The following is a 24,528-nucleotide window of genomic DNA, read 5'->3' as shown; positions in this document are numbered from 1 at the left end:
CATTACAGCCGTTTCTTCATTTGCAGCGTGCCGAAGATCACTGCCGTGATCGCCATGCACCACAGCACGATGGCGTGTTGCCACAGTTCCTGCCAGCCGCCGCCACGCAGGATCACGCTGCGCGAAGCATCGATCATCCAAGTCGTGGGAATCAAGTTGGCCACGTGCTGCAACGGCCAGGGCATTGAGTCGATCGGAAAAACGTAGCCCGACAGAAAAATCGACGGCAGAAACGTTCCCATCGCGACCTGGCCGGCCGCTTCGCGAGTGGCTGCCTTCGTCGAGATCCACAAGCCGACGCCGAGGTTCGCGAGGACGAAGGGAAACGTGATCATGATCAGCGTGATGAAATATCCCTGAATCGGCACGCGGAAAATCGACCACATCAGGAAGGCGATGAAGCAAAACTCGAGCAGCGTGAGCAAAATGTATGGCCCCATCTTGCCGAGGATCAATTCGCCGCGGCGGACCGGTGTCATGTAAAGTTGCTCGAGCGTGCCGAGTTCTTTCTCGCGAACGATCGCGTTCGCCGACAGGACGGTCGACATCATTTGGCACATCACCACCATCAAGCCGGGAATGAAAAAGTTCGCCGAGCGCGTGTCAGGGTTGAAGAGAATCCGCGGCCGGGCTTCGATCGGAAAAGCCTGGTCTTGCAGGATGCGGGCCAGCGATTCGCGCAGCGCGATCGCATTGCTGACGTTCACCGCCTCGGCAGCGATGCTCGACTCGGTGCCGTCGACCAACACGAGCATTTCGGCCGATTCGCCTGCCTCCAGGCGTCGCGAATAATCTTCAGGAATGATAATTCCCACGCGAGCCTTGCCGGCAACGATCAGCTGATAAGCCTCGGTGTCGCTGTAGACCTTATGCGTGATTTTGAAGTCGCCGCTGTTTTCGAATTGCTCGAGCAGTCGCCGGCTTTCTTGCGTGCCGGCGTGATCGACAGCGACCGTGCGCACATTGCGCACGTTCGTATCGATCGCGTAGCCGAGCATGAAGAGCTCCATCACGGGGACGAAGATCGTGAAAAAGAGCGTCTGCGGATCGCGCAAGATGTGGAGCATTTCCTTGCGAGCAATCGAAAACGTCCGCAAAAAGGTGTCGCCAGTCATGGTGCAGGTTCCTTACGAAGCTTGAGCCAATTCGCGGGTGCGGTTGCGGGCAATGGTCACAAACACATCTTCCAGATTGGCGCCGGCCGGCCGCACGCTCACATCGGGGCCAGTCAGATCGCGCAGGTCATCTTTTTGATCGACGAGGGCGTGAATCGATTGGCCGAAGATCGTGGCTTCCTTCACCGTCGGTCGATGCTTCAGTCGATTGAGCAACTCGGCGATGTCGGGCGCGACGATTTCGATGCGATGAAAACCAGGCGGCGTGACTTCGGGAAGTTGCTTGAGTTCGCTCGGAGAACCAATCACGAGCAACTTCGACAAGTGGAGATAACCAACCCGGCCACAGCGTTCGGCTTCGTCCATGTAGTGCGTGGTGACGAGCAGCGTGATGCCCTGTGCCGCGAGTTGAAAGAGCAAGTCCCACAACTCGCGGCGGGCTACTGGATCGACACCCGCCGTCGGTTCATCGAGGAAGACGAGCTTGGGCCGATGGAGCAAGGCACAAACCATCGCGAGCCGTTGTTTCCAACCACCGCTGAGCCGGCCAGCCCAACGGCTGAGATAAGGTTGCAGGCCAGTGAGTTCGACGAGCTCGCGTTGCCGCTCCTTGGCTTGTGCGTTCCGCAATCCGTAGATGCCGGAATAGAAATCCATGTTCTCCTGAACGGTCAGGTCGGCGTAGAGGGAGAACTTTTGCGACATGTAGCCGATCGATTGCCGCACCACATCGGCCTCGGTCGCCACATTGTGCCCTAGCACGCTCGCCGAACCTTCGGCCAGCGGCAGCAAACCGCAGAGAGCGCGAATTAGCGTGGTTTTTCCCGAACCGTTGGGCCCGAGCAGGCCGAAGACTTCGCCGGCTTGCACTTGCAGATCGACGCGATCTACGGCGGTGAAGGTGCCGAAGCGAAGAGTGACGTTGCGGACGTCGATGACTGGGGTATTTGAATTGATGGACATGATTGCTAACTCAATGAGTTGTGAATTGGGAGTTCCCTCTCCTCGGTACGCCGGGGAGAGGGTTAGGGTGAGGGGCTTTTGGCTTGGGGAGGTGATTTGCAAGTCAGCCCCTCACCCCGGCCCTCTCCCCGGAGTACCGAGGAGAGGGAGTGACGTTGTTGCTTCGCAACACGCTATTTCTTCAACCAAACATCCGCCGCCATCCCCGCTTTGAAAACTCCTTGCGGATCAGCGACGCGCACCTTCACGCCGAAGACCTGGTGCCGGCGTTCATCAACGGTCTGCACGTTGCGGGGCGTGAACTCGCTTTGCGGGGCGATGTAGATCACTTCGCCGCTGAAGCGTTTGTTCGGGAAGGTGTCCATCGTCACTTCCACTTTTTGGCCGACCTTGATCAGGCCCATTTGGATTTCCGAGATATAAGCCTTCACCCACAAGTCATCAGCGCGGAGGACGAGAGCGACCGGCCGATTTGGCGCGGCGATGTCGCCGGGGCGGACCGAGACGGTTTGCACGACGCATTTCTCGGGCGCGAAGACGGTTCGTTCGGCCCGCATCACGTCGAGCTCAGCGAGCTTGCCGTCGAGTTGTGCGACCTGCGCGCGGGCTTCATCTTTGTCCTCGTCACGAGTGCCGGCGTACAGCAGATCGAGATTGGCCTGCAAGCGAGCGAGTTCCGCTTCGGCTTCGGCTTTTTCCTGATCGCGATATCCCTTGCTATACATCCGATGTTTCGCATCGAGCGCCGAAACCTGGCCGCTCAACCGGCCATATTTGGCGACGGCGGCATCGAAATTCTGCTGGCTGGTTGCCTTCTGATTCAACAGGTTCCGTTCGCGGTCCATATCGACGCGAGCGTTGGCCAAGTCGGCGCGAGCGGCGGCCAGATCGCCGGCGACTTGCTCGGTTTCTTCGGGACGGAAACCAGCGTTCATCAAGTCGAGTCGAGCCTTCGACGCATCGACGGCGGCCTTGGCAGCAGCGATCTCTTGTTTGCGCGGCCCTTCGACGAGCTTGGCAACGTTGGCTTCGGCGGCATTCTTCTGCGCGACGAGTTGGGCGCGCTGCGCATCAAGTTCGGGCATTTCCAGGTCGATGATTTTCGCGCCGGCTTCGAGCACGGCGCCGTCGTCGACATACACCTTCGACACCCGGCCGCCAACGCGCGAGCTCAGTCGCACTTCCTGCGATTCGACGGTCCCCGGCAAACGGAGTTCGTGGCTGCGAGGGAAAAAATGAAACCAGAGCCCCGCCGACGTCCCGCCGAGGGCTGCGATCAAGGTTAGGGCGATGAAGGTTTTCATGGCAGTGTTCCATTGCTGCGAGTACGCAGTGCTAATATTCGTGCTAGTCATGGTGTTGTGCCCGCCATTCATTTTGACTTGCGGCGGCAGGTGGCTCCTAATAAGCTCCTCTAGTAGCTAAGCAGCCGTAGGGTGCACTTCGGACACCCAAATTTCAAGAATCTTCCGAATTGTGGTAACTTCTGGCTGCCGCACGACTTCGGGCAGGTGGTGCATGGATTCGGCCGTCACGGTGGAACTGCAGCAATTGCTCGATCGCCTCCGCGCGGGCGATCAGCAGGCCCGCCGCGAATTTCTCGAACAGGCCTGCGGTCGGCTGCGACGGCTAGCCGGCAAGATTTTGTCCGGGTCGTTTCCGAACCTGCAGCGGCGGCACGATGTCGATAGTGTGGTGCACGAAACCTGGCTCCGCTTGATCCAAGCCATGGACAAAGCCGATCCGCCGACGGTCGCCGATTTTTTTCGGTTGGCCGCCCACAAGATCCGGCAGGTGCTGCTCGATATGGTCGCTGATCGGCAACGAACGTTTCATCAGCATGAAACAATGTTCCCCGCAAACGACTCGCTCGCCAGTCGTATGGAGCCGGGCGATCAATCGCTCGACGGCGCTCGTCTCGCCATTTGGACCGAGTTTCACAACAAGGTTGGCACGCTGGCCGATGCCGAGCGGACCATTTTCGAGATGCACTACTATCTTGGCTTGCCGCAGGCGGAAATTGCCAAGATTCTGGAGCTTCATCCGCGGAAAGTCAGTTATCTGTGGGTCGCGGCGACGGAATATCTAGCTGCTGACCTGACGCAAATCGCGAGGCTGTGATGAACGACGAACGTACACAGCCGGTTGCAAATTTACTTACTCCGCCGCCGATTGATCCGGTGCTGGAACTCCTCGTCGAATGGGAGGAACGCCGCGCTGCCGGTGAATCGGTTTCGGCCGAAATGCTCTGTCCGAATGATCCTCGCTTGCAACAAGAGCTGCGCGATCGGATCGCTCGGCGGGAAAAGATTCTCGCTGCACTCGAACTCTCGCCGGAAGTATCAGGGAGCTTCGCAGGAGGTCGCACGCCGCTTGCGCTGCCGAACTTGATTGGCTATGAGATTCTGGAGCTGATCGGCCAGGGAGGAATGGGCGTCGTTTATAAAGCGCGGCAGTTGGCGCTCAACCGGATCGTTGCGATCAAGATGATCCTCTCGGGCGTGAATGCGAGTCGACAAGAGCTCTCGCGTTTTCGCGCCGAAGCCGAAGCCGTCGCTCGGCTCGCGCATCCGAACATCGTGCAGATCTACGAAATCGGCGAGCAGAACGACTGTCCTTATCTGACGCTGGAGTTTGTTCCCGGCGGCAATCTCTCGCATCAGATCGAAGGGACCGCATTGCCGCCGCGACGGGCGGCTGAGTTGATTCTCGCGCTGGCCAAGGGGATTCAACACGCGCACGAGCGCGGCATCGTTCATCGCGACTTGAAGCCCGGCAATGTGTTGATCGATGCCAATGGCACGCCAAAGATCGCTGACTTCGGCCTGGCGAAACGGGCCGAAGGAAATATCGCCCACACGCTGACCGGCGCGATCATCGGCTCGCCGACGTACATGGCGCCGGAACAAGCAGCTGGGAACGGCAGCGAAATCGGCCCGGCCACCGATGTCTACGCGCTGGGTGTGATGCTGTATGAAATGCTCACCGGTCGGCCGCCGTTCAAAGGCGATTCGGTCATCGAAACGATTCAAGCCGTGCGCGAACAAGATCCGCTGCCGCCGCGGATGGTGCAGCCGAAAGTTCCGCGCGACATCGAAATCATTTGCTTGAAATGCCTCGAAAAGAAACCGGCGAATCGCTACGCCAACGCGGCAGCGCTCGCCCAAGACTTGCAGGCCTTTCTGCAGAATGAACCGATCAGCGCGCAATCGCTGACGCTAGTCGAACAGGTGACGCGTACGATTACGCATCACGGTTTCGACGAGCGGATTCAGGGTTTTACGAAGTGGATGCTCTTTTTCTGTCCGATTCCACTCACAACGCATCTCATCGCCTGGTACTTTCTCACCGGCAAGCCGTATTACGCCAACGGCATGATCGCGACGACCAGCTTTGTGCTGTTTGTCATGTTGCCGCTGATGATCCGCGTCGGCGCGCCGTCGTTGCGGCTCATTCCGAGTTGGCAACGGAAGCATTTTCTCACGACTTGGATCGGCCATACGATTGCGATGGCCGTGCTCCTGAGCGTGGTGCTCATCACCGTTCCCGCCGACCGACCAAACTTGCGGCTGATGGTTTATGGCCTGTGGGCCGGCGCCGCGGCGCTCAGTTTTCTCTCGCACGCGGTCGAAGCCGGTTTTTATTACATCGTCGGCGGCGTGATGTTTGTCATGGCCATTGTCTTTGCCCTCACGCCGATGTGGGCGCCGCTAGAAGTGGCGACGCTGATGACCTGCAACATGCTGCTGCAGGGGCTGTACCTGCGGTCGCAAAGACGCGAACCTTACGTGACTGCCGACGCTCGAGTGGCTGCGGCAACGACGATGGTTCCGCCGGAACGAAACTAGGTGACCGAATGCGAATCAAAATAATCTTGGCCTTGTTTCTCTCGCTGGTTGCGTTGGCTGCTGATGCGCTCGCGAGCGGTCCGAATATCGTGTTGATCCTAGGCGATGACTTTGGCTATGAGTGCGTGACCGCCAATGGTGGCCAGTCCTATCAAACGCCGAATCTCGATCGGCTTGCGGCGGGTGGGATGCGGTTTGAGCAGTGTCATGTGCAGCCGCTGTGTACTCCGACGCGGGTGCAGTTGATGACGGGCATGTACAACGTGCGGAACTACGTCAACTTCGGCACGCTGCGGCGGACGGAGACGACGTTTGCGCATGTGCTGAAGAAAGCCGGCTATGCGACCGGCATTTGTGGCAAGTGGCAACTCGGGCGCGAGGTCGATTCGCCGAAGCATTTTGGTTTCGATGAATCGTGCCTGTGGCAACAGACGCGACGGCCGCCGCGGTATGCGAATCCGGGGCTGGAGTACAACGGCGTAGAGAAGGATTTTACGAACGGCGAGTATGGGCCGAAGTTGCTGAATGAGTTTGCGATCGATTTTGTCACGCGGCACAAAGATCATCCATTCTTTCTGTATTACCCCATGACGCTGACTCACGATCCGTTTCAGCCGACGCCCGACAGTGCCGATTGGGATCCGCGGGCGATGGGAGAGCAGGTCAATCGCGCGGAGAAGCACTTCGCCGACATGACGACGTACATGGACAAGATGATCGGCGAGCTCGACAAGAAGCTCGGCGAGTTGGGGATTCGCGACAACACGCTCCTCATCTTCCTCGGAGACAATGGCACGGGGACCGGTGTGACGAGCAAGTTTCAGAATGCGAACTACAAAGGTGGCAAAGGAACGACCACGCAGCGCGGCACGCACGTGCCACTGATCGCCAGTTGGCCGGCGGTAATCAAGGCGGGGCAGGTGAACAGCGACCTGATCAGCAGCGTCGACGTGCTCCCCACGATTGTCGCCGCGGCGGGCACGACGGCGGAAAAGAACTTGCCGGAGAAAATCGACGGCGTGAGTTTCTTATCGCAGCTGCGTGGCGAAAAAGGTTCGCCACGCGAATGGCTGTATCACTGGTACTCGCCGCGGCAGAACGACAATCTGACGGTGAAAGAGTTTGCCTTCGATCGCGAATACAAACTCTACCGCAACGGCGATTTGTACGACCTGAAAGCCGATCCGAACGAGAAGCAGGCGCTTGCCGCGGCGGACCAATCGGCGGCTGCCAAAACGGCGTCGGCCAAGTTGCAAAAGGCGCTCGAGCAGTTCGCTGCTGCCCGGCCAGCCGAACTTGAACCTGGAGAGAAATCCTCAGCGACTCCCGCCAAGACGAAGCAGAAGAAAAAGCAGGACAAGTAGGCCGATCGTCTGGGACGCGGTAACGGCAGACAAGTTGCCATTAATTGGGGATAGAATAACAATAGCAACTCGTCATCAGGTCGTAATCAGAGGTTATAAAAGGGTTATAAAAGGTTATAGCAACTCGTGGCATGTTTTTCGCAGATCGAATCCCAGCAAGCATTTCGGGCCATTCGCAATTCTTCATGCCTGTTATATAACCCCCATCCACGCCAGGGCGGTTGGCCGTTGCCAGTGAGGGGGGAATTTGCGACGATAACGCCGGTTCATTACCGGGCCCGCCCCGGATTTACTCTCCGTCTTTTGTCTTTGGAATTGAGCACAACCGTCATGGCAGCCGCGTTTCCTGAAGTCAGCAAAATCAAGTACGAAGGCCCGTCGTCGAGGAACCCCCTGGCGTTTCGCTGGTACAACGAAAGCGAAATGATCGAAGGGAAATCGATGAAGGACCACCTGCGGTTCAGCATCGTCTATTGGCACACCTTCCGCGGCACGGGTAGCGACCCGTTCGGCCCCGGCACGGCGATTCGCCCCTGGGATGACGGCAGCCCGAGCGTCGAAAACGCCGTGAAGCGCGTCCGCGTGGCTTTCGAACTGATCGAAAAGCTCGGCGCGCCTTATTACGCGTTTCACGATCGCGATGTCGCTCCCGAAGGAGCAAACCTCACCGAGACGAACAAGATCTTCGACACGGTCGCCAAGGCTCTGAAGGAAGAACAGCAACGCACCGGCATCAAGCTGTTGTGGGGCACGGCGAACATGTTCAGCCATCCGCGCTTCATGCACGGTGCTGCGACGACCTGCAACGCCGACGTCTTTGCCTTCGCAGCGGCGAGCGTGAAGAAGTGCCTCGAAGTGACGAAGGAACTCGGCGGTGAGAACTATGTGTTCTGGGGCGGCCGCGAAGGCTACCAGAATCTGTTCAACACCGATCTGAAACGCGAGATCGATCACCTGGCCAAGTTCTTCCACATGGCTGTCGATTACGCCAAGAAGATCGGCTTCACCGGGCAGTTCTTGATCGAACCCAAACCGAAAGAACCGACCAAGCATCAGTACGACAGCGACGCCGCGGCTTGCTTGAACTTCCTCCGCGCGTACGACCTGCTGCCGCACTTCAAGCTGAACCTCGAGACCAACCACGCGACGCTGGCCGGCCACACGATGATGCACGAGCTCGATTACACGGGCATGCAAGGTGCGCTCGGCAGCATCGATGCCAATACGGGCGACGTGATGCTCGGTTGGGACACCGATCAGTTCCCGACGAACTACTATCTGACGACCGAGATCATGCTGATGCTTTTGAAGCACGGCGGCATCGCCCCCGGCGGCGTGAACTTCGACGCCAAGGTCCGCCGCGAAAGCTTCGAGCCGATCGATCTGTTTTACGCCCACATCGGCGGCATGGATGCGTTCGCCAAGGGCTTGAAGGTGGCCGCAGCGATCCGAGCCGAAGGGGAATTCGACAAGTTTGTGAAGGAACGCTACAGCAGCTTCGACAGCGGTGTGGGCGCCGAGATCGAAAGCGGCAAAGCTGACTTCACCTCGCTCGAAACCTACATGCTGCAGAAGGGGGAAGTCTCCCCGAACAAGAGCGGCCGGCAGGAATATCTCGAGAATTTGTTCAACCGCTACCTGTAAGTAGTAGTCGCAGCAGGCCGGAACAAGCTCCGCGCTGTTCCGGCCGATGGGCGATGGAAGGTGCCTGGTCGTTCAGGCCTACGGGAGGGATTCTGCCATGACCGAGCGTACCGACAATCGCCGTTCTGCCGCCGCCGTCGCTACGCTGGTTGTGCTGTTGTTGCTGCCGGTCGCCTATGTTCTATCGATCGGCCCCGCCAATTGGCTGGTCAGCAACGAATACCTCGATTCGGATTCCGTTCGGTGGCTTTATCTCCCCCTGATTAACCTGGCCGAACATTCTGAGACGGCAAATCAGGTGATTGTTTGGTACTTATCGATGTTCGGTTTCGTTTAAGCGATAGCCGAGCAGGGCCAACTCCGAAAGTGAATAATCCATTCATTTCGCGCATCAGCAAAGGCGGAGTTTGTAATTCGCGGATAAGTTGAGTGAGAGCCAGATCCTGCCCGGTTTGTGACGTATGTTTGCACTGGGCCCCAGCTAAGTCGTGCATCGAAGCAACGACCTCACGAAGGATGAATCGTGTCTGCCGAAGAATCGCTTGAGTCGCTGCGCGCCGAGTGCGCCGCCTTGCGGGCGGAGCACGAATTGCTGTTGCGCGAACGGGCTCTGCTCCATCGCTCGCTGGAATTGCACGAGCGCGACCGGCAACTGCTGGCCTTTGAAATTCACGACGGCGTGGTGCAGGACATGGCCGGCGCGGCGATGCTGCTGGAATCAGCGGCCCGGCAGGCAACTTTTGAAAATCCTGCAGCAGCGGCGAACCTGGAAAAAGGGATTCGCACCTTAAGGGATAGTGTCGCCGAAGCGCGCCGGCTGATTCGCGGCCTGATTCCTGTGGTGCTCGATCAGGCCGGCTTTATCGCTTCGCTGCAGAAGCTGGTGCGGCGTTTTGAAGAGGATCACGGCTTGCAGGTTTCGCTCACAACAAACGTGCAGCTGCGACATCTGGCGCCGGCCTTCGAAATGATCATCCTTCGCATCGTGCAGGAGGCGCTCAACAATGTCAGCCGCCACAGCGGTGCTTCGGCAGCGAAGGTTTGCGTCGAGCAGAGTGGTCAGCAATTGCTGCTCACCATTGCGGATGACGGAAGTGGGTTTGATCCGACCCAGGTGAAGTCGACCCGTTATGGCCTGACGGGGATGAAAGAGCGAGCTCGCCTGATCGGGGGCGTGACTCAAATCGACAGCCAGCCGGGGCGAGGAACGCGCGTGCAGGTGACGTTGCCGTTGGCCGAAGCGCTGGTTGACGAGCATTGATTTTGGCTCGAACCGCTTTCCCGGCTTGCTTTTGCGTGCGGGGTGTAACAGACTCGCAGGATGGAGCCACTTGTTGGTGACCGGGCCTGCTCCTGCTTATCAAGCCCGGGACTTTTCTGATCGTTGGATAACCAGGCAGCGAAGGCCACGCTCATGCGCGACTCGATTCAGCGGCGGACATTTCTGGGTATCGCGGCCACGGCTGCCGCCATCGATTGGGCCAATCTGCCACAGACCGCCCTGGCTCAGCAGAACAGCCCGCTACCGCGCAAAAAGAGCAAATCGCCCGACGCCAGCGATGCGTTCTTCATCAACGGCGAAATCCCCACGATGAAAATCTTCATCGAGGATGGCGAACTGAACAAGCTCCGCGGCAACCTGCGGGCTTATGTGAAGTGCCGCGTCGTTGAGAACGACAAGACCGAATACAAAGATGTCGGCATCAAGTGCAAAGGAGCGGCGGGGAGCTTTCGCAGCATCGACGACCGGCCGGCCGTCACGCTGAACATGGGCAAGTATGTGAAGAAGCAAAACTTCCATGCGATGATCAAGTTTCATCTCAACAACAGCGTACAGGATCCGTCGTATCTGCACGAAATTATCTGCAGCGATATCAACCTGGCCGGCGGCGTGGCGGCGGCTCGCGCGACGCATGCCCGCGTCTGGATTAACAATCGCGATCTGGGTTTTTACGGACTGAAAGAGGGCTTCGATAAGAACTTCCTCAAACGCCACTTTGCCGACAACGACGGCAATCTTTACGACGGCGGATTTTGCCAGGATATCGACGGCAACATGGAGCGCGACGAGGGTAAAGGCGCTGACGACAAAGCCGATGTGAAAGCGCTGGTCGCCGCCTGCCGAGAGGGAGATGCCGCGAAGCGTTGGGAACGGGTGGATGCCCTGCTCGACGTCGACAACTTCCTCAGTTTCATGGCGCTCGAGCTGATGTGTTGCCACTGGGACGGCTATTGCAACAACCGCAACAACTACAAGTTCTACTTCGATCCGACGAATAAAAAGGCGTATTTCTTTCCGCACGGCATGGATCAGATGTTCGGAGATACGAATACCAGCGTGCTCAACGTGCCGGGCGCGATGGTGGCCAATGCGGTGATGTCGAATCCTGAGTGGCGAGGCCGTTATCGCGATCGCCTAAACGAACTGCTGCCGATTTTTAACCCGCCGGATAAGTTACATCAGCGGCTCGACCAGATTCACGCTCGCACCCGCCCCGTGCTCGCCGCAATCAATGCGAACGCCGGGAACGATCACGACAATCAAATGAAGGGGTTGAAAGAACGCCTCACCAACCGCGCGAAAAGCCTGGTAACGCAAAACGCGACCATCGAACCGCGGCCGCTGAAGTTCGACTCGAATGGCGTGGGCAAGGTCGCGATTTGGGCGCCGCAACCGGCCACCGATGCAATGCTGACGGAAGATACTCCCACGGGCGTGAAGTGCATGGTAATCGGCGTTGGCGCCAGTGGCCGTTGCGCCGATTCCTTCCGCACGAAAGTGTTGCTCCAGGCCGGCACGTACAAGCTGCAAGGCAAGGCTCGCGTCACCGAAGTGGCTGCCGTTACCGAATCCTCCGGCACGGGCGCTGGCCTGCGTCTCTCCGGCGGTCAGCGAACCAACAAACTGGAAGGAACTACCGGCTGGACCGATCTGGAACATGAGTTCGTGGTCACCCAGCCGACACAGGAAGTCGCCCTTGTCGCCGAAATGCGCGCGACGAAGGGGAAGGTTTGGTTCGATGTGAATTCGATGCAGATTGTGAAGGTTAAGAAGTAGTTCATCGATCGCCCCTGCCCCTGTGGCAAGGGTCACTGGCTTTTGCGCTACTTCGAGGAAGGCAAAAGCCATTAACCTCCCAAGCCGGCCCGGGGGCATTATTTGCTAGAATGGCGGTTTCACTTTCCGCCTCTATTCTCTGCAACCTTGTCTGCTGACTCTCCCACCGCCGAGCCTGGTACCTCCAATTGGGCGCTCATGCGCCGCATGCTCGGGCTCGGCTGGAAATATCGCTGGGGCTGTATTCGCCTGTTAGTGCTGCAGGCGCTGCTTCTGTGCACCTCGCTCTCCTGCTTGGGCCTTACCGGTTTTGGCATCGATTTGATCCGGCATTTCATCGATCCCAAGGCCGGCGTGCCCGACCGACTCGCGTTTGGCTTTCCGCCCGGTTATTGGGAACCGATTTGGCAAGTAGCTGCGATCGCAGGTTTCATTCTCGCGCTTGAGCTAACCCGCGGCGTATTGAACTACACCTACGCACTATCGGCCGGCTATCTCATTCACACTCGCATTGTGGTCGATCTGCGGGCGCAGGTTTACGACAAGTTGCAGCGCTTGTCGTTCAATTTCTTCGATGCCAACGCGACGGGTTCGATCATCAACCGCGTGACGAGCGACGTGCAGTCGGTGCGGGCCTTTGTCGACGGCGTGCTGATTCAGCTGGTCATTCTCACGCTGTCGCTCATCGGTTTCATGGGCTACATGCTGAGCATTCACGTCTGGCTGACGCTAGCTTGCCTGGCAACCACGCCGCTGATGTGGCTGGTGACGGCGATTTTCTCGCGGATGGTGCGGCCGCTATACGACCGCAATCGCGAACTGGTGGACAACGTAATTCTGCGGCTGGCCGAGAGCATTCAAGGGGTCCAGGTCATCAAGGGTTTTGGCCGCGAGCAGGAAGAGATCAACCGCTTTGCCGCCGACAACCGCGAGGTGAAAGATCAGCAGCAGGGCATCTTCTGGCGAGTGTCGCTCTTTGGGCCGCTGATTGGTTACATGACGCAGATCAACCTGGTGATTCTGCTCGCGTATGGCGGGTATCTCGTGACGCGCGGCGAACTGCCATTGGGATCCGGTCTCATTGTGTTTGCTGGGCTGCTACAGCAGTTCTCAAGCCAAGTGGCGAATCTGACGAACATTGCCAACAGCGTGCAGCAAAGTTTAAGTGGTGCGCAGCGAGTGTTTGAGATTCTCGACGCGCCCATTCATGTGATGAACCCCGTCGCGCCAGCCCACATCGGTCGAGCTCGCGGCGATGTATCGCTGAACGACATCTGGTTTGAGTACGTGCCCGGTTCGCCGGTCCTTAGCGATGTGAATTTGACGATTCCCGCCGGCACGCGGATCGGCATTCTCGGCGCGACCGGCGCTGGAAAGAGCACGCTGCTGAGCCTCCTCTGCCGTTTCTATGATCCCACCCGCGGATCGATCGCCCTCGATGGTCATGATCTGCGGACGCTTGATCTGGATGAGCTGCGACAAAACATCGGCTTGGTCTTTCAGGAAACATTTCTCTTCAGCAACACGGTGGCCGCGAACATCGCCTTTGGTCATCCGGAGGCGACGCAAGCGCAGGTTGAGAAGGCGGCCAGGATCGCCGCGGCGCATGAGTTTATCGTCGATCTTCCCGATGGGTATCAAACGGTGCTCGGCGAGAGTGGGCTCGATCTATCGGGCGGGCAACGCCAGCGGATCGCGATTGCTCGCGCGGTGCTGCTAGATCCAGCCTTGTTACTGCTCGACGATCCGGCGGCGGCCATCGATCCCCACACTGAGCACGAGATTCTCGGTTCGATCGAACAAGCCATGAGTGGCCGTACGACGTTCATCGTGGCGCACCGCCTGAGCACGCTGCGGGCCTGCGATCTGGTGATGGTGCTCGAGGAAGGACGCATCGTGCAACTGGGTACGCACGACGAACTGCTGGCACAGCAGGGACACTATCGATTGGCCGCGGAATCGCAATTTGCCGAAGCTTGATTATTCGGCAATCGAGTTAAAGCGGGGGAATAAACTCGCTCTGCGCGGGTCTTACCACAGGCTCCCTTGCGAATCGTTCGCTGGCAGCGATACGATGGCTGGCAGCTGAGGTTTTCATGTCCATTTGCTCTCCAGCAGCTTTATTCAAGGTTTATCCGATGCAACGTCGCGCGCTGTTTGTTTTGACCGCTCTTTTCTGTGGCAGCTTTTTTCTGACGGGTTGCGGTGGCGGCAATCCCGTTCCGCCAAAGAAAGGGGACGGCGGTCACGAGCATTCTCACTCGCACGCCGAACATGGCCCGCACGGAGGCCAGGTAATGGCGCTGGGCGATGAGGAATATCACGCCGAGTTTGTGCTCGACGATAAGAGCGGCAAGGTGACAGTCTATTTGCTCGACAAGGATATTAAAAAGAACCCTGCCGCTGCCAGTGCTCAAGAAGTGATCGTCATCAAGGAAAAGTCAGGCGACGAAACCATCACGCACGAACTAGCCGCCGTCGATCGCACGACCGGCGACATGCCGACGGCCCAACAGTTTGAATTGGTGAAGCGCGAACTACACGGCCCGATCAAGACCGAGCTTGCGACGATCGAAGTGACCATCGCCGGTAAGCCCTTCACGCAAAAGATCGCCTTCGGTGGTCACGGACACGATCACTAGTTCAGCAGTGTCATGATTTTGGTGAAGAACGCCTCCTGCATCACACCCGGCAGCCAGGCGTCGTTCTTGCGAACGATCTCCGCTTTCCATTCGCGGGCCTTCTCGCTGTTGCGGGCGAGAATGGCCATCAGCAGCTCGGTTTGCCGATAACGGGGTGTATCGAGCTGATCGCGAAAGAGGTGCTTCACGCCGGCTTGCGCTTTCTCGCGGTCGAGACCGAGCTCGTCGAAGATTCCCGCGGCGTGATAGTTGTGCAGTCGCAAGGCGATCGCTGTGTAGGCGCCTTCGCCCACCGGGCCGGGAAATTCCTTGACTAGACGCTCGGCGTACTTCTTACAATCATCGATTTCGCCACCCCAGCGTGGCATGAGCGTTTCCGAATACGAGGCATGCGCGGGGTGATTCTCGGGGCATTCCTTCAGCATCCGCTCGACGATTTTCTTGACGCGGTCTTCATCCCACTGCTGTCCCTTGGCAACATCGAAGATCAGCGGATAGGCAATCGGCGGAATGGTCGCTTCCTTGGCGAACGACTCGACGATCTCCTCGGCTTCGGCGAGCTTCTCATGAAAGCCCTTCCAGCCTTCGGGAGTCACGGTGTTGGCGAAACCACCACCGCGTGATCGCCACGCCGCGCCGATGGCGAGTTCCAGGCGGTGATAACGGCCGAGGCGCGTCTCGGCAGCCCGCTTGTTCCATTCCACCAGCGGCGGATGTCCCTTGATGTAACGCAGCGGCTGGGCGGTCAGGAGATAGTTCACCATGAACTTCAGCTTCGATTCGCCCCCCATCGTGCCAGCGAATTCGCCCTTTTCTTTCTCGAGTACCGCTGCCATTTTTTCGATGCGATCGTCCTGCTTGTTCAAGAGCCAGGCTTGAAGATCGGCATCGATCTTCTGGGCGGGCGACTGCAGCCCGCTGAATTTCAAGATTTCGAGTCCCCCTTCGGCATCGCAAAAGGCCAATCGCTCCTGACCCCAATTCATGCGTACCAGTTCCGGTTTGTATTGGTCGTAGAGCTGAAAGCCTTTCGAATACATCGAGTTCAGATGTTTGAAAGTGAGTACACCCGGGGTCGGTTCAAAGATCATCGAAAACTGATCGTCGGGCGAAACAAAAATCTGCGGCGGAGCCGGAGCAAGCAGCCGGAAAGGGAGCAGCGGCGAATTGCCGGGCTCATCGAACTGCCGCATCCAAAAGAGTTGATTGTTCACCAGCTGGAAACAGCTGATGCGATTGCCCATGGCGACTGGCCCGTTGAGCGGGCCACGGATGGGAACGACATACGGATCTTTCGCCGTGCCGTCTTCGTTGAACGTCGCGATCAATACGCCGCCCAGCTTCGACGAATAACTGACGAGCAGCCGCGTGCCATCGGCGCTGCTCGCCAGTTCGGTGTGCGTATCGGCCGCCGGCTCAGGGGCTTCGCCTGCCGCATCCGCGGGTCTCGGCAACGGCACTTCCAAGCCGCGGCCACCGAGCAATGGATAGCGATGCCAAACGCCATTTGGTTGCGAAGCCACCAGCCAGGTTGACTTGCCGGCCATCATCAGCAACCGCGTCGTGTTCTTCGGCCGCTCGTGCACGAAGACTTCCTTTTGGGCCGCGATGTCATACACACCGCAGCCTTTATCGCCGAGCGTGGTTACCAGATGCTTGCCATCGGGACTGATCGCCGCCGCCGTGAGGGGCGCCGTGCCATACTCGATTGTGTGCAGCAGCTTCGCATCCTTGGCTTGATAGATCAGATGCTTCGCTTCGCGATAGAACGCCGCGTAAACAAGCTCGCCATCGGCGGTGAACTCTAAATAGTCTGGTTTGCGATCGAGCTTCCAGCGCGATAGCAGTGTCAATTGAACGGGCTCGTATGGAACGTCCCAAGACTTCAGAACCGCGGCGGCATCAAAGGCATCTTCCTTCGCCGGTGCAGGAGTGTCGCCCGATGCCGGAGGCGTTACTGGTTTCGCTGGTGTCGCAGGACCGCCGAACACCGAGTTCTTCAACCAATCGGCGACATACACCCGATCGTCGAAGCTGAGTTTGGCGAGCGGTACGGTGATCACTTTGCCGTCCTGCCGTTCCAGAACAACTTCCTCGCCCTTCTTTTCCAAGAGCTTCGCTTCGGTCGAGAAGGTTCCTTCCTTGGCCTTCCAAGTTCGCAGCGCACCTTTTTCAGCGGCGGGCTTTTCCTGCGCGGGTGTAGCGGCAAAGGGGAGCGAGCAGAGGACGAAAGAGAACAGCAGGCTCGTCAACCAAAGTTTCATCTCAAGAACTCCGACCCAGCAGGAATCATGAAGTCGCAGAATCATCTTGGCAGATGTGAAGGATAATTCCATCAAAATAATTTTGCAATTTCGCCGCGAAGACTCCTTACAATAGTCGCTTACCAGTAGCGAATACCGTTCAAAGGGATCCACATGCCTTTGATCATTTGTCCTGAGTGCGCGCAGAAAATCTCGACAGCCGCCGAAGCCTGCCCGCACTGCGGCTATCCAATGCGGCCTGCCTCGAAAGGCTCTGCTGCCACATGCCATGCCTGTGCTCAGCCGGCTACGACTCGTTGCCATAGGTGCAACCAATTAAGTTGCATCGCGCACGTCTGGAACGTCCAGTTCAGCGGCGCCCACTCGACTCATATCGAGCATTATTGCGCTGATTGTTTGAAGTCGCATCAAGATTCACAACGCGGTTGCTTAATACTGTTCTTGGTGGTCTTCGCAATCGTCGTCGTGGGTGGATTGGTATTCCTTAGCCAGCTTCATTAGCGGCCATGGGGCTTGTTGTCGCTCGCTCAAAGCACGGCTGCCAACTACGCAGCCGGGGCACAACCACCGTCATAAACCGCACCACCGATCCAAAAGTAGTGGAATTTGTGACACGAATTCGTTATCTGCACTTTCCCGCAAGCTAGGTTTTGAAGCATGAATAATTTGCAAGTTCACGGTGCGCAGCATTACTGCTCGCGGTGAACGACATCCTGGTCGGCATCTTACTTGGCGGTAAAGATCCGGTCGTCATTTTCGCAATGAATGATCGTGTCATGATTACTTCCAATTTCTCAGCCGAAGGTCTATCGATGATTGTCTGCGTTTGCCTGGTCGCCGTTGGCGCCCTGGCGACGCTTGCGTGCGTTCTCGGCGGCACTTGCTGGTGGCTGTTCCGCAACGGACGGACGCACTCAACGACCAATCACGCCGTTCCGGCAGGCACAACCACTTCTGTTGCCGTTGCTCAGTTGTTGCAAGCGATGGAGGAGCAACGACTCACTGGCGATTTCAGCCAGGAAGTGCCGGCAAACAATAGTACCGAAGTCGGCCAAATCGCCGGTCTCTACAACCGCGTCGTCGAGCGCGCACAAGCTGAGATCCGCAGCCGCGAAGATGTTGTGCGAGCACTGCGCACCGCCGAAGAAAAGTATCGCAGCATTTTTGAGAACGCCGTTGAAGGCATTTTTCAAACGACTCCCGACGGCCAATATATTGCCGCCAATCCCACGCTTGCCCGCATCTACGGCTATGAAAACGTCGGCCAAATGCAGCGGGGCATTCGTGATATTCAGCATCAGTTGTACGTCGATCCGCGGCGGCGTCATGAGTTTGCCCAGCAAATCAAAGAGACCGGGGTCGTTCGCAATTTCGAATCGCAAGTCTTTCGCTGCGACGGCAAGGTGATTTGGATTTCGGAAAATGCCCGCGTGATTCGCGATGATGCCGGCGATGTGCAGTACTACGAAGGAACAGTCGAAGACATCAGCGAACGTAAGCACGCCGAAGAACTGATCCGCCAGAAGGAAGCCGCCCTCGCCTCGAGCTCGGCCAAGAGCGAGTTCCTCGCCCGCATGAGCCATGAAATCCGCACGCCGCTCAACGGCGTGATCGGGATGCTCGAATTGCTGCAAGGAACTCACCTCACGCAGCAGCAGCATCGCTATGCTCGCGTCGCGAAGAACTCCGCCGACACTCTGCTGGCCCTGGTTAATGACATTCTCGATTTTTCGAAGATCGAAGCCGGCAAGCTGGAGTTAGAACAAACCGATTTCGATCTGCATGCTTTGCTCGAAGACAGCTGCGAGCTGTTTGCTGAGAAAGCCGCCGAAAAAGGAATCGAACTGGTCTGTCATCTTGCTCCCGACCTGCCGACCAGCGTGGCGAGCGATCCTGATCGCTTGCGGCAAATCGTGGTGAACCTGATCAACAACGCGCTAAAGTTCACGCAGCGCGGCCAAGTGGTGCTGCATGCGTTGCGTGACGAAGTGGAGCATCCCGATGAGCACGTCGTCAACGTTCGCTTCACCGTCGAAGACACCGGCATCGGCATTCCAACCGACCGCGTCGACCGCTTGTTCCAATCATTCTCGCAGGTCGATGTCTCGACCACCCGCAAATACGGCGGAACTGGCTTAGGCCTGGCGATTTGCCGCGAGCTGGTCACGCTCTACGGCGGCGAGATCGGAGTGAACAGTACGCTCAATAAAGGTTCGCAGTTCTGGTTCACGATTCCGCTCAAGGTACAACCCCTCACGCAGCGTCGACCGCTGATCATGCCGCAAAATCTCGCCAACGTGCGAGTGCTCGCGGTCGACGACAATCAAACCAATCGCGAGCTGCTCGAAGAGCAATTTGCTAGTTGGGGCCTGCCGATCGACACGGTTCCTGGTGGTCGCGAAGCTCTCGAACGCCTCGCTATGGGCCATAGTCAGAAACGGCCTTTTCAGCTGGTGCTGCTCGATTTCAACATGCCCGGAATGGATGGCCTCGAGCTGGCGCGGGCCATTCGCCTGCAGCCCGATTTCGAAGAAGCTCGCCTGGTGATGCTCAGTTCCTCCGGCACCCTCTTCGATGATCCACGCCTGGCCCGTAGTGGTTTATCGGCCTGTTTGCCGAAGCCAGTTCGTCAGTCGAAGCTCTTCGACACGGTGGTCGAAATGTTCGGACCCCAGCGGAAGGCCCAACCGCATGCGTTGCCCGCCGCTGCTCCAGCTCTCCGCATCAACAAGAAGAACGTGCGGATTCTGGTCGCCGAAGACAACGAAGTGAATCAGCAAGTCGTTTCCGAAATTCTCGCCGCGGCCGGTTATCACTGCGAACTAGTCGGCAACGGCCGCCTCGCACTCGAGGAACTCGCTCGCCGCGATTACGACCTGGTGCTGATGGATTGCCAGATGCCGGAGCTCGACGGCTTTGAAACGACACGGACGATCCGCAAACAAGAAGCCGAGACAAAAGCCGCGCGTCGGCTGCCGATCATCGCCCTCACGGCCAACGCTGTCGCCGGCGATCGCGATCGCTGCTTGTCGGCCGGCATGGACAACTACGTGACCAAGCCGATCAACCCCACGCTGCTGCTGGCCGCGATCGAAGAAATTCTGCCGCGTACGGAAACACCGGTGGCGACAACAACTGAATCCACGCCTGAAGCGGCGACTGCAACGACAACTCAGCCGGTCGAAGAAGAGTCCATGTCAAAGATCCTGCCGATTCTCGATCTCAAGCCGCTCCGTGCTCGGTGCATGAACGACGATAGCTTTCTCAAGCGAGTCCTCGATAAAGCCCTCGTCCGCATTCCGGTCGACGTGCTCAGCGTGTTGACTGCCGCGGAAGAAACCAATTTTGAAAATCTCGCTCGCGGCGCTCACTCGCTCGCGGGCATGAGTGCCAATCTCGAAGCCCAGCAGTTGCTCGCAGCCGCTCGTGGTCTCGAGGACTTGGCCAAGAAGCATGAAGCGGACGCCCTGCCAGCGCTCCTTGTGGAACTACGTCACGCAGCCTCGCACACCGAAGCAGCCATTGTCGCGCTGAGCAATCAGCTGGGCGCGCAACTGGCGACTGCCGGCGGCGCGGCGTAACTGAACCAACAAACGGGGCAAACAAACGTCATGTTGGCATTATTAGTAGACGACGACGAAATCGCGCTCGCGATGCTGGAGCACACGCTGCAGCGTTCGGGCTTTGACGTCATCACGGCGAGCAACGGCCGCGAAGCGCTCGATATTCTTCGGCAACAAACGGCCGATCCGCAGCAACCGCGCGTGCAACTCGTCGTTTCCGATTGGGATATGCCGGGCCTTACTGGCTTGGAACTGTGCCGCGCGGTTCGCAGTGGCGAGTTCGAGCACTATATCTATTTCGTGCTCCTGACGAGTCATCGCGGCAACGACGAAATTGTGCAAGGTCTCGCGGCCGGCGCCGATGATTTCATTGTCAAACCGTTTCATCCACCGGAACTAATTCTGCGAGTTCGCGCGGGAGAACGAATCCTCGGACTCGAAACACGCGACGTAACGATCTTTGCCCTAGCCCGTCTTGCCGAAAGTCGCGATACCGATACCGGTGAACATCTTGAGCGCGTGCAAAAATACTGCGGCTGCCTGGCAAAATATCTGCTGGAACGGCAGATGTTCCCGAACGAGATCGACCGCGAGTTCATTCACCTGATTCAGCAGACAAGCCCGCTGCACGACATCGGCAAGGTCGGCATTCCCGATGCGATTCTGCTGAAGCCGGGCCGCTTCACTCCCGAAGAATTCGAAGTGATGAAGCGGCACACCACAATCGGCGCCGATACGCTGCAAGCCGCGCTCGATAAATACCCCACGGCCAAGTTCCTGCGCATGGCCCGCAACATCGCGCTGACGCATCACGAAAAATACGACGGCACGGGCTATCCGCAGGGCCTCGCTGGAAACGACATTCCGCTGTGCGGCCGGATCGTCGCCGTTGCCGACGTCTATGACGCGCTCACGACGAAGCGCGTCTACAAAGACGCCTTTCCGCACGAGCAAGCTGTGCAAATGATCGGCGAACAAGCGGGACGCCATTTCGATCCGTTGATTGTCGATGCGTTTCTCGCCTGCGCAAATGCCTTGCGCGAAATCAGCGAAACACAACGGCCCGATCCGGTGCAGAGTTCGTATGAAATCGCGTATCAGCAGCAGCGAGCGGTTGCGCCAGCTGCCGGATAGCAAGTACGAAAAACTTAGCGCTTCGCCGGTTGCCCTGGCACTTCAGCCGTGGCAACGCCAGTGGAGGGCTCTTCGGTGAAACGGGCCAGAAATTCCATCTGGCTGTCGGCGCCATTGAAACCAATGACGGTTTCGGTCATGTCAAACTGCTTGGCGATTAAACGGCCCGCATCAAGGTCGAATTTGATCGTGCCCCGCTGCAGCCGTTGCACCAGCTCGCTGCGGAGCTTGGGATCGTTGAGCGGCGTGATGACTTGCGTTTCGAGCGAGATCGTGGCGACGCCGGTTTCCACTTTTTCCAGCTTGTAAACCTGCATCGTTTCGATCTTCTTCACTTGGCCGTTGTCCTGCTTCAGTTTCACTTCGTCAGGAATCGACCACTTCGTGCCGATCTTCACTTTTTGCTGCGGCAGCGGAATGGTGAGTTCGCCGATGCCTGGATTGAACTGATTGTGCGTGTCCTTGCGTTCCAGCACTCGGCCGTGGCGGTCCATCGTGACGGTGGCCAGCGGCACACCGACGGCGGCAGCGACGAGCTCATAGCCGTGCGGCGGTTTCTTGTCAGTCAGGCTGTTGTATTTCACTTCCTGTCGGCCCGTTACTGTTTGCTGCATGTCGACGTGGTCGACCATGTGTACGAACGTAATGTTGCCGTTGTCGGCGATCTTCTGAATCTTCCAGGTCTTGGTCGACAGGCTGCGCGTGGTGGCGACTTGCGTCTGCCCCTTGATCCGCGTTTCGACCGTCACTAGGTGCAGCACCTTGGTGTGAAAGTTCTGACCGGCCTCGAATTTGTAGGCGAGGTCAAAGGTCTCGGCGTCGTTCTGCGCCAGCGCGATCGTGGCAGTGAAGGCGAAGCAAACGGCGGTGAGCAGGGAAGTGCGAATCATCGGCGCGTCCTTGCGAGATGAATGATTGGGCGTTTCGGAAGGGAGAGTTTACTTCCGATAGACGTTTCCAGCCCAGCCCAATTTGTCCCGCAGCGTCGCGTAGTAATTGTGGCCACGGGCCGCGATGAGCTTGAACGTGCTATCAGCCCGCTCGACGCGGACTCGATCGCCGGGCTGCAAATGGCCGATCACCCGGCCATCGATAACCAGCGTTGTGCCAGGATTCGGCTGCAACACTTCCATTTCGTAGATGCGCTCGGCAGTATCGACGACGGGCCGAACCGTCATCGTGTGCGGACAGATCGGCACGATGACAAAGCCTGCTAGCGTACTGCGCAGAATCGGCCCACCGGCAGAAAGACTGTGCGCCGTCGAACCCACTGGCGTGCTGATGATCAGGCCATCGCAGGCATAAGTCGTGGCCAGATCGCCGTCGACATACAGATGCACATTGAGCATCGTGAACGGATGGCCGGTGGCGATGACGGCTTCGTTCACGCCGAGATGCGACTCCAGCACTTTGCCATCGCGGACCAGCGAACAACGAAACATCAGATGCTCGACGATCTGACATTTTCCCGCCGCAACCTCAGGCAGCGTTTCCGCAAAATCGCCCGGGCTGTGCCAGGCGAGAAAACCGAGCTTCCCCATGTTCACGCCGAGGATTGGCAGTTGTACGGCGCCCATCAACTTTGCGGCGCGGAGGATCGAACCATCGCCACCGAGCACGACGGCAAAGTCCGCAGTCGGAAGCGAGCCCGGGACGAAGTGCAGATCCTCATGAACGAGTTGGCTATGCTTTTCGATGATGGGGCGTAGGTCTTCAGCACCTTGCGGAACGTTGGGGCGGTCTCCCGAACCGAGGAGGATAACGCGAGGGTTTGATTTCCAAGTCGGTTTGTCAGCGGGGGAATTAGCAGGTGGCATTCGACTATCTTACCACTTCCCCGTATACGTTTTGCGAGATACTCAGCGAAAAGGTCGCGAAGTCGCTCTAACCAACCTTGGGCGTCGGAGGCAGAGTCGCCTCGATCTTGATCGCTTTCTGTCCCTTGAACGCACCGGGGCTCGCGTGAAACTTTGTCACGTCCTGCACTGCGACTTGCAGGGGGCTGCGGATATCGTGATCGGTGGTGATGATGTCGCCAACGCGCAGGCCGATGAGGTCTTCGGTGGTGATGTTCGTTTCTGCCATCGTCACGACGACGTCGACTAAGGCGCGATCGATTTGCCGACTGATTTGGGCGACCTGCGCGGGCGACATGTTTTGCTTACCGTAGCTCGACCAGGTGTTCGACGTCAGCTTGCTGCCGATGCGTTCGATCGAGTTGTAGGGAATGCACAGGTTGATCATGCCGCGGATTTCGCCGAGCATCAGTTCGAAGCTGATCAGCACGACCACTTCGTTCGGCGGCACAATTTGCACGAGCTGCGGATTGCTTTCGACGCGCTCAACCGAAAGCTTCAACGTGAGGACATTTTCCCAGGCACGTTTCAGTTCATTGAGGAACAGCTGCGTGATCCGCGAGACGAGGCGAAGCTCGATTTCGGTGAGCGGCCTGCGCGCGGTGGGCGTGCTTTCCTTGCCGCCGCCGAGTAGGCGATCGATGATCGGGTAGAGGATCGAGGGATTGATGTCGAGAATCAGATTTCCTTCGAGCGGTTCAGCGCGCAAGACGTTGAAATAGGTCGGGTTCTCAAGGCTGAAGACGAATTCGCTGTAGGTCAGCTGATCGACGCTGGTGAGTTTTACATCGACGATGCTGCGGAGAAGTGCCGACATCGCAGCGCCGAAATTTCGGCCAAAGCCCTCGTGCAATGACTGCAGGGCCCGCATTTGTTCTTTGCCGACGCGCTCGGGGCGTTTGAAGTCGTAGGGGGTGACTTTTTCGCGAGGTCGAGGCGTTTTGCCAGCGGCGATCGCTCCAGCCGCGGGGACCGGTGCCACGGGAGCGGCGACTGCGCGCGTGCCCCCCGCTTCCATTTGGCTGAGCAGGCTCTCGACTTCGGCCTGGCTGAGAACTTCGTCGGCCACTGCGGTCA

General features: G+C 58.2%; 19 protein-coding genes. 12 read left to right on the top strand and 7 right to left on the bottom strand.

The window, feature by feature from the left end:
- Positions 1–2: 2 nt before the first annotated feature.
- The 3 genes from M9Q49_RS17440 to M9Q49_RS17430 form a co-directional block, all read right to left on the bottom strand.
- The gene (locus tag M9Q49_RS17440; protein ID WP_254510085.1) at positions 3–1,115 is read right to left on the bottom strand and encodes an ABC transporter permease; all 1,113 of its coding nucleotides are present in this window, start codon (positions 1,113–1,115) and stop codon (positions 3–5) included.
- 12 nt (positions 1,116–1,127) lie between these two features.
- Positions 1,128–2,078: an ABC transporter ATP-binding protein gene (locus M9Q49_RS17435; protein WP_254510084.1), complete on the bottom strand. Its 951-nt coding sequence runs from the start codon at positions 2,076–2,078 to the stop codon at positions 1,128–1,130.
- A gap of 173 nt (positions 2,079–2,251) precedes the next feature.
- Positions 2,252–3,382, bottom strand: coding sequence for an HlyD family secretion protein (locus M9Q49_RS17430; protein ID WP_254510083.1), 1,131 nt, complete (start codon positions 3,380–3,382; stop codon positions 2,252–2,254).
- 214 nt (positions 3,383–3,596) lie between these two features.
- On the opposite strand from M9Q49_RS17430, the gene M9Q49_RS17425 reads away from it, so the two are divergent.
- The 9 genes from M9Q49_RS17425 (at position 3,597) to M9Q49_RS17385 (ending at position 14,634) form a co-directional block, all read left to right on the top strand.
- On the top strand, positions 3,597–4,199 hold the full coding sequence (locus M9Q49_RS17425) for an RNA polymerase sigma factor (protein ID WP_254510082.1): 603 nt from the start codon (positions 3,597–3,599) through the stop codon (positions 4,197–4,199).
- Positions 4,199–5,926 (top strand): serine/threonine-protein kinase, encoded by a 1,728-nt coding sequence (locus M9Q49_RS17420; RefSeq protein WP_254510081.1) that lies wholly within the window; start codon positions 4,199–4,201, stop codon positions 5,924–5,926. Before M9Q49_RS17425 ends, M9Q49_RS17420 begins: the two co-directional genes overlap by 1 nt.
- An 8-nt stretch (positions 5,927–5,934) precedes the next feature.
- A complete protein-coding gene (locus M9Q49_RS17415; RefSeq protein ID WP_254510080.1) occupies positions 5,935–7,290 on the top strand; it encodes a sulfatase-like hydrolase/transferase in 1,356 nt (451 codons plus the stop codon).
- 330 nt (positions 7,291–7,620) lie between these two features.
- Positions 7,621–8,934 (top strand): xylose isomerase, encoded by a 1,314-nt coding sequence (xylA, locus tag M9Q49_RS17410; protein ID WP_254510079.1) that lies wholly within the window; start codon positions 7,621–7,623, stop codon positions 8,932–8,934.
- 97 nt (positions 8,935–9,031) lie between these two features.
- Positions 9,032–9,271 carry a hypothetical protein gene (locus tag M9Q49_RS17405; protein ID WP_254510078.1) on the top strand — a complete coding sequence of 80 codons (240 nt, stop codon included), beginning with the start codon at positions 9,032–9,034 and terminating at the stop codon, positions 9,269–9,271.
- A 186-nt stretch (positions 9,272–9,457) separates the two neighbouring features.
- Positions 9,458–10,195, top strand: a complete 738-nt coding sequence (locus M9Q49_RS17400; RefSeq protein WP_254510077.1) for a sensor histidine kinase — start codon at positions 9,458–9,460, stop codon at positions 10,193–10,195.
- A 153-nt stretch (positions 10,196–10,348) separates the two neighbouring features.
- Positions 10,349–11,992 (top strand): CotH kinase family protein, encoded by a 1,644-nt coding sequence (locus tag M9Q49_RS17395; RefSeq protein WP_254510076.1) that lies wholly within the window; start codon positions 10,349–10,351, stop codon positions 11,990–11,992.
- 198 nt (positions 11,993–12,190) lie between these two features.
- Positions 12,191–13,972 carry an ABC transporter ATP-binding protein gene (locus tag M9Q49_RS17390; protein WP_254510075.1) on the top strand — a complete coding sequence of 594 codons (1,782 nt, stop codon included), beginning with the start codon at positions 12,191–12,193 and terminating at the stop codon, positions 13,970–13,972.
- Positions 13,973–14,130: 158 nt separating this feature from the next.
- The gene (locus tag M9Q49_RS17385; protein WP_254510074.1) at positions 14,131–14,634 is read left to right on the top strand and encodes a hypothetical protein; all 504 of its coding nucleotides are present in this window, start codon (positions 14,131–14,133) and stop codon (positions 14,632–14,634) included.
- On the opposite strand, the gene M9Q49_RS17380 is transcribed toward M9Q49_RS17385, so the two are convergent.
- Positions 14,631–16,898, bottom strand: coding sequence for an SHD1 domain-containing protein (locus tag M9Q49_RS17380; protein ID WP_254510073.1), 2,268 nt, complete (start codon positions 16,896–16,898; stop codon positions 14,631–14,633). The genes M9Q49_RS17385 and M9Q49_RS17380 overlap by 4 nt on opposite strands.
- A 153-nt stretch (positions 16,899–17,051) precedes the next feature.
- Here M9Q49_RS17380 and M9Q49_RS36110 point away from each other — a divergent pair, with 153 nt between their 5' ends.
- From M9Q49_RS36110 to M9Q49_RS17370, 3 genes are all read left to right on the top strand, one after another.
- Positions 17,052–17,399, top strand: a complete 348-nt coding sequence (locus M9Q49_RS36110; protein ID WP_390844256.1) for a zinc ribbon domain-containing protein — start codon at positions 17,052–17,054, stop codon at positions 17,397–17,399.
- A 275-nt stretch (positions 17,400–17,674) separates the two neighbouring features.
- The gene (locus M9Q49_RS17375) at positions 17,675–20,479 is read left to right on the top strand and encodes a response regulator (RefSeq protein WP_254510072.1); all 2,805 of its coding nucleotides are present in this window, start codon (positions 17,675–17,677) and stop codon (positions 20,477–20,479) included.
- Between the two features lie 30 nt (positions 20,480–20,509).
- Complete coding sequence (locus M9Q49_RS17370) at positions 20,510–21,595, top strand: HD-GYP domain-containing protein (RefSeq protein ID WP_254510071.1); 1,086 nt, start codon at positions 20,510–20,512, stop codon at positions 21,593–21,595.
- Positions 21,596–21,609: 14 nt separating this feature from the next.
- On the opposite strand, the gene M9Q49_RS17365 is transcribed toward M9Q49_RS17370, so the two are convergent.
- From M9Q49_RS17365 to fliM, 3 genes are all read right to left on the bottom strand, one after another.
- The gene (locus M9Q49_RS17365) at positions 21,610–22,485 is read right to left on the bottom strand and encodes a hypothetical protein (RefSeq protein ID WP_254510070.1); all 876 of its coding nucleotides are present in this window, start codon (positions 22,483–22,485) and stop codon (positions 21,610–21,612) included.
- Positions 22,486–22,533: 48 nt separating this feature from the next.
- Positions 22,534–23,412, bottom strand: a complete 879-nt coding sequence (locus tag M9Q49_RS17360; RefSeq protein WP_254510069.1) for an NAD(+)/NADH kinase — start codon at positions 23,410–23,412, stop codon at positions 22,534–22,536.
- A gap of 67 nt (positions 23,413–23,479) precedes the next feature.
- Positions 23,480–24,520, bottom strand: a complete 1,041-nt coding sequence (gene fliM, locus M9Q49_RS17355) for a flagellar motor switch protein FliM (RefSeq protein ID WP_254510068.1) — start codon at positions 24,518–24,520, stop codon at positions 23,480–23,482.
- Between the last annotated feature and the right edge of the window lie 8 nt (positions 24,521–24,528).

The organism is Anatilimnocola floriformis (assembly GCF_024256385.1).
Classification (GTDB): Bacteria; Planctomycetota; Planctomycetia; order Pirellulales; family Pirellulaceae; genus Anatilimnocola; species Anatilimnocola floriformis.
The sequence above is the reverse complement of the archived record's forward strand: the minus strand, read 5'-3'. Positions and strand labels throughout refer to the sequence as shown.

Coding starts and splice junctions, on each gene's coding strand:
- M9Q49_RS17425 (WP_254510082.1), top strand. CDS start 3,597: ATGGATTCGGCCGTCACGGTGGAACTGCAGCAATTGCTCGATCGCCTC.
- xylA (WP_254510079.1), top strand. CDS start 7,621: ATGGCAGCCGCGTTTCCTGAAGTCAGCAAAATCAAGTACGAAGGCCCG.
- M9Q49_RS36110 (WP_390844256.1), top strand. CDS start 17,052: ATGCCTTTGATCATTTGTCCTGAGTGCGCGCAGAAAATCTCGACAGCC.
- M9Q49_RS17360 (WP_254510069.1), bottom strand. CDS start 23,412: ATGCCACCTGCTAATTCCCCCGCTGACAAACCGACTTGGAAATCAAAC.
- M9Q49_RS17395 (WP_254510076.1), top strand. CDS start 10,349: ATGCGCGACTCGATTCAGCGGCGGACATTTCTGGGTATCGCGGCCACG.
- M9Q49_RS17435 (WP_254510084.1), bottom strand. CDS start 2,078: ATGTCCATCAATTCAAATACCCCAGTCATCGACGTCCGCAACGTCACT.
- M9Q49_RS17420 (WP_254510081.1), top strand. CDS start 4,199: ATGAACGACGAACGTACACAGCCGGTTGCAAATTTACTTACTCCGCCG.
- M9Q49_RS17365 (WP_254510070.1), bottom strand. CDS start 22,485: ATGATTCGCACTTCCCTGCTCACCGCCGTTTGCTTCGCCTTCACTGCC.
- M9Q49_RS17405 (WP_254510078.1), top strand. CDS start 9,032: ATGACCGAGCGTACCGACAATCGCCGTTCTGCCGCCGCCGTCGCTACG.
- M9Q49_RS17375 (WP_254510072.1), top strand. CDS start 17,675: ATGATTACTTCCAATTTCTCAGCCGAAGGTCTATCGATGATTGTCTGC.
- M9Q49_RS17380 (WP_254510073.1), bottom strand. CDS start 16,898: ATGAAACTTTGGTTGACGAGCCTGCTGTTCTCTTTCGTCCTCTGCTCG.
- M9Q49_RS17390 (WP_254510075.1), top strand. CDS start 12,191: ATGCGCCGCATGCTCGGGCTCGGCTGGAAATATCGCTGGGGCTGTATT.
- M9Q49_RS17415 (WP_254510080.1), top strand. CDS start 5,935: ATGCGAATCAAAATAATCTTGGCCTTGTTTCTCTCGCTGGTTGCGTTG.
- M9Q49_RS17440 (WP_254510085.1), bottom strand. CDS start 1,115: ATGACTGGCGACACCTTTTTGCGGACGTTTTCGATTGCTCGCAAGGAA.
- M9Q49_RS17430 (WP_254510083.1), bottom strand. CDS start 3,382: ATGAAAACCTTCATCGCCCTAACCTTGATCGCAGCCCTCGGCGGGACG.
- M9Q49_RS17370 (WP_254510071.1), top strand. CDS start 20,510: ATGTTGGCATTATTAGTAGACGACGACGAAATCGCGCTCGCGATGCTG.
- M9Q49_RS17385 (WP_254510074.1), top strand. CDS start 14,131: ATGCAACGTCGCGCGCTGTTTGTTTTGACCGCTCTTTTCTGTGGCAGC.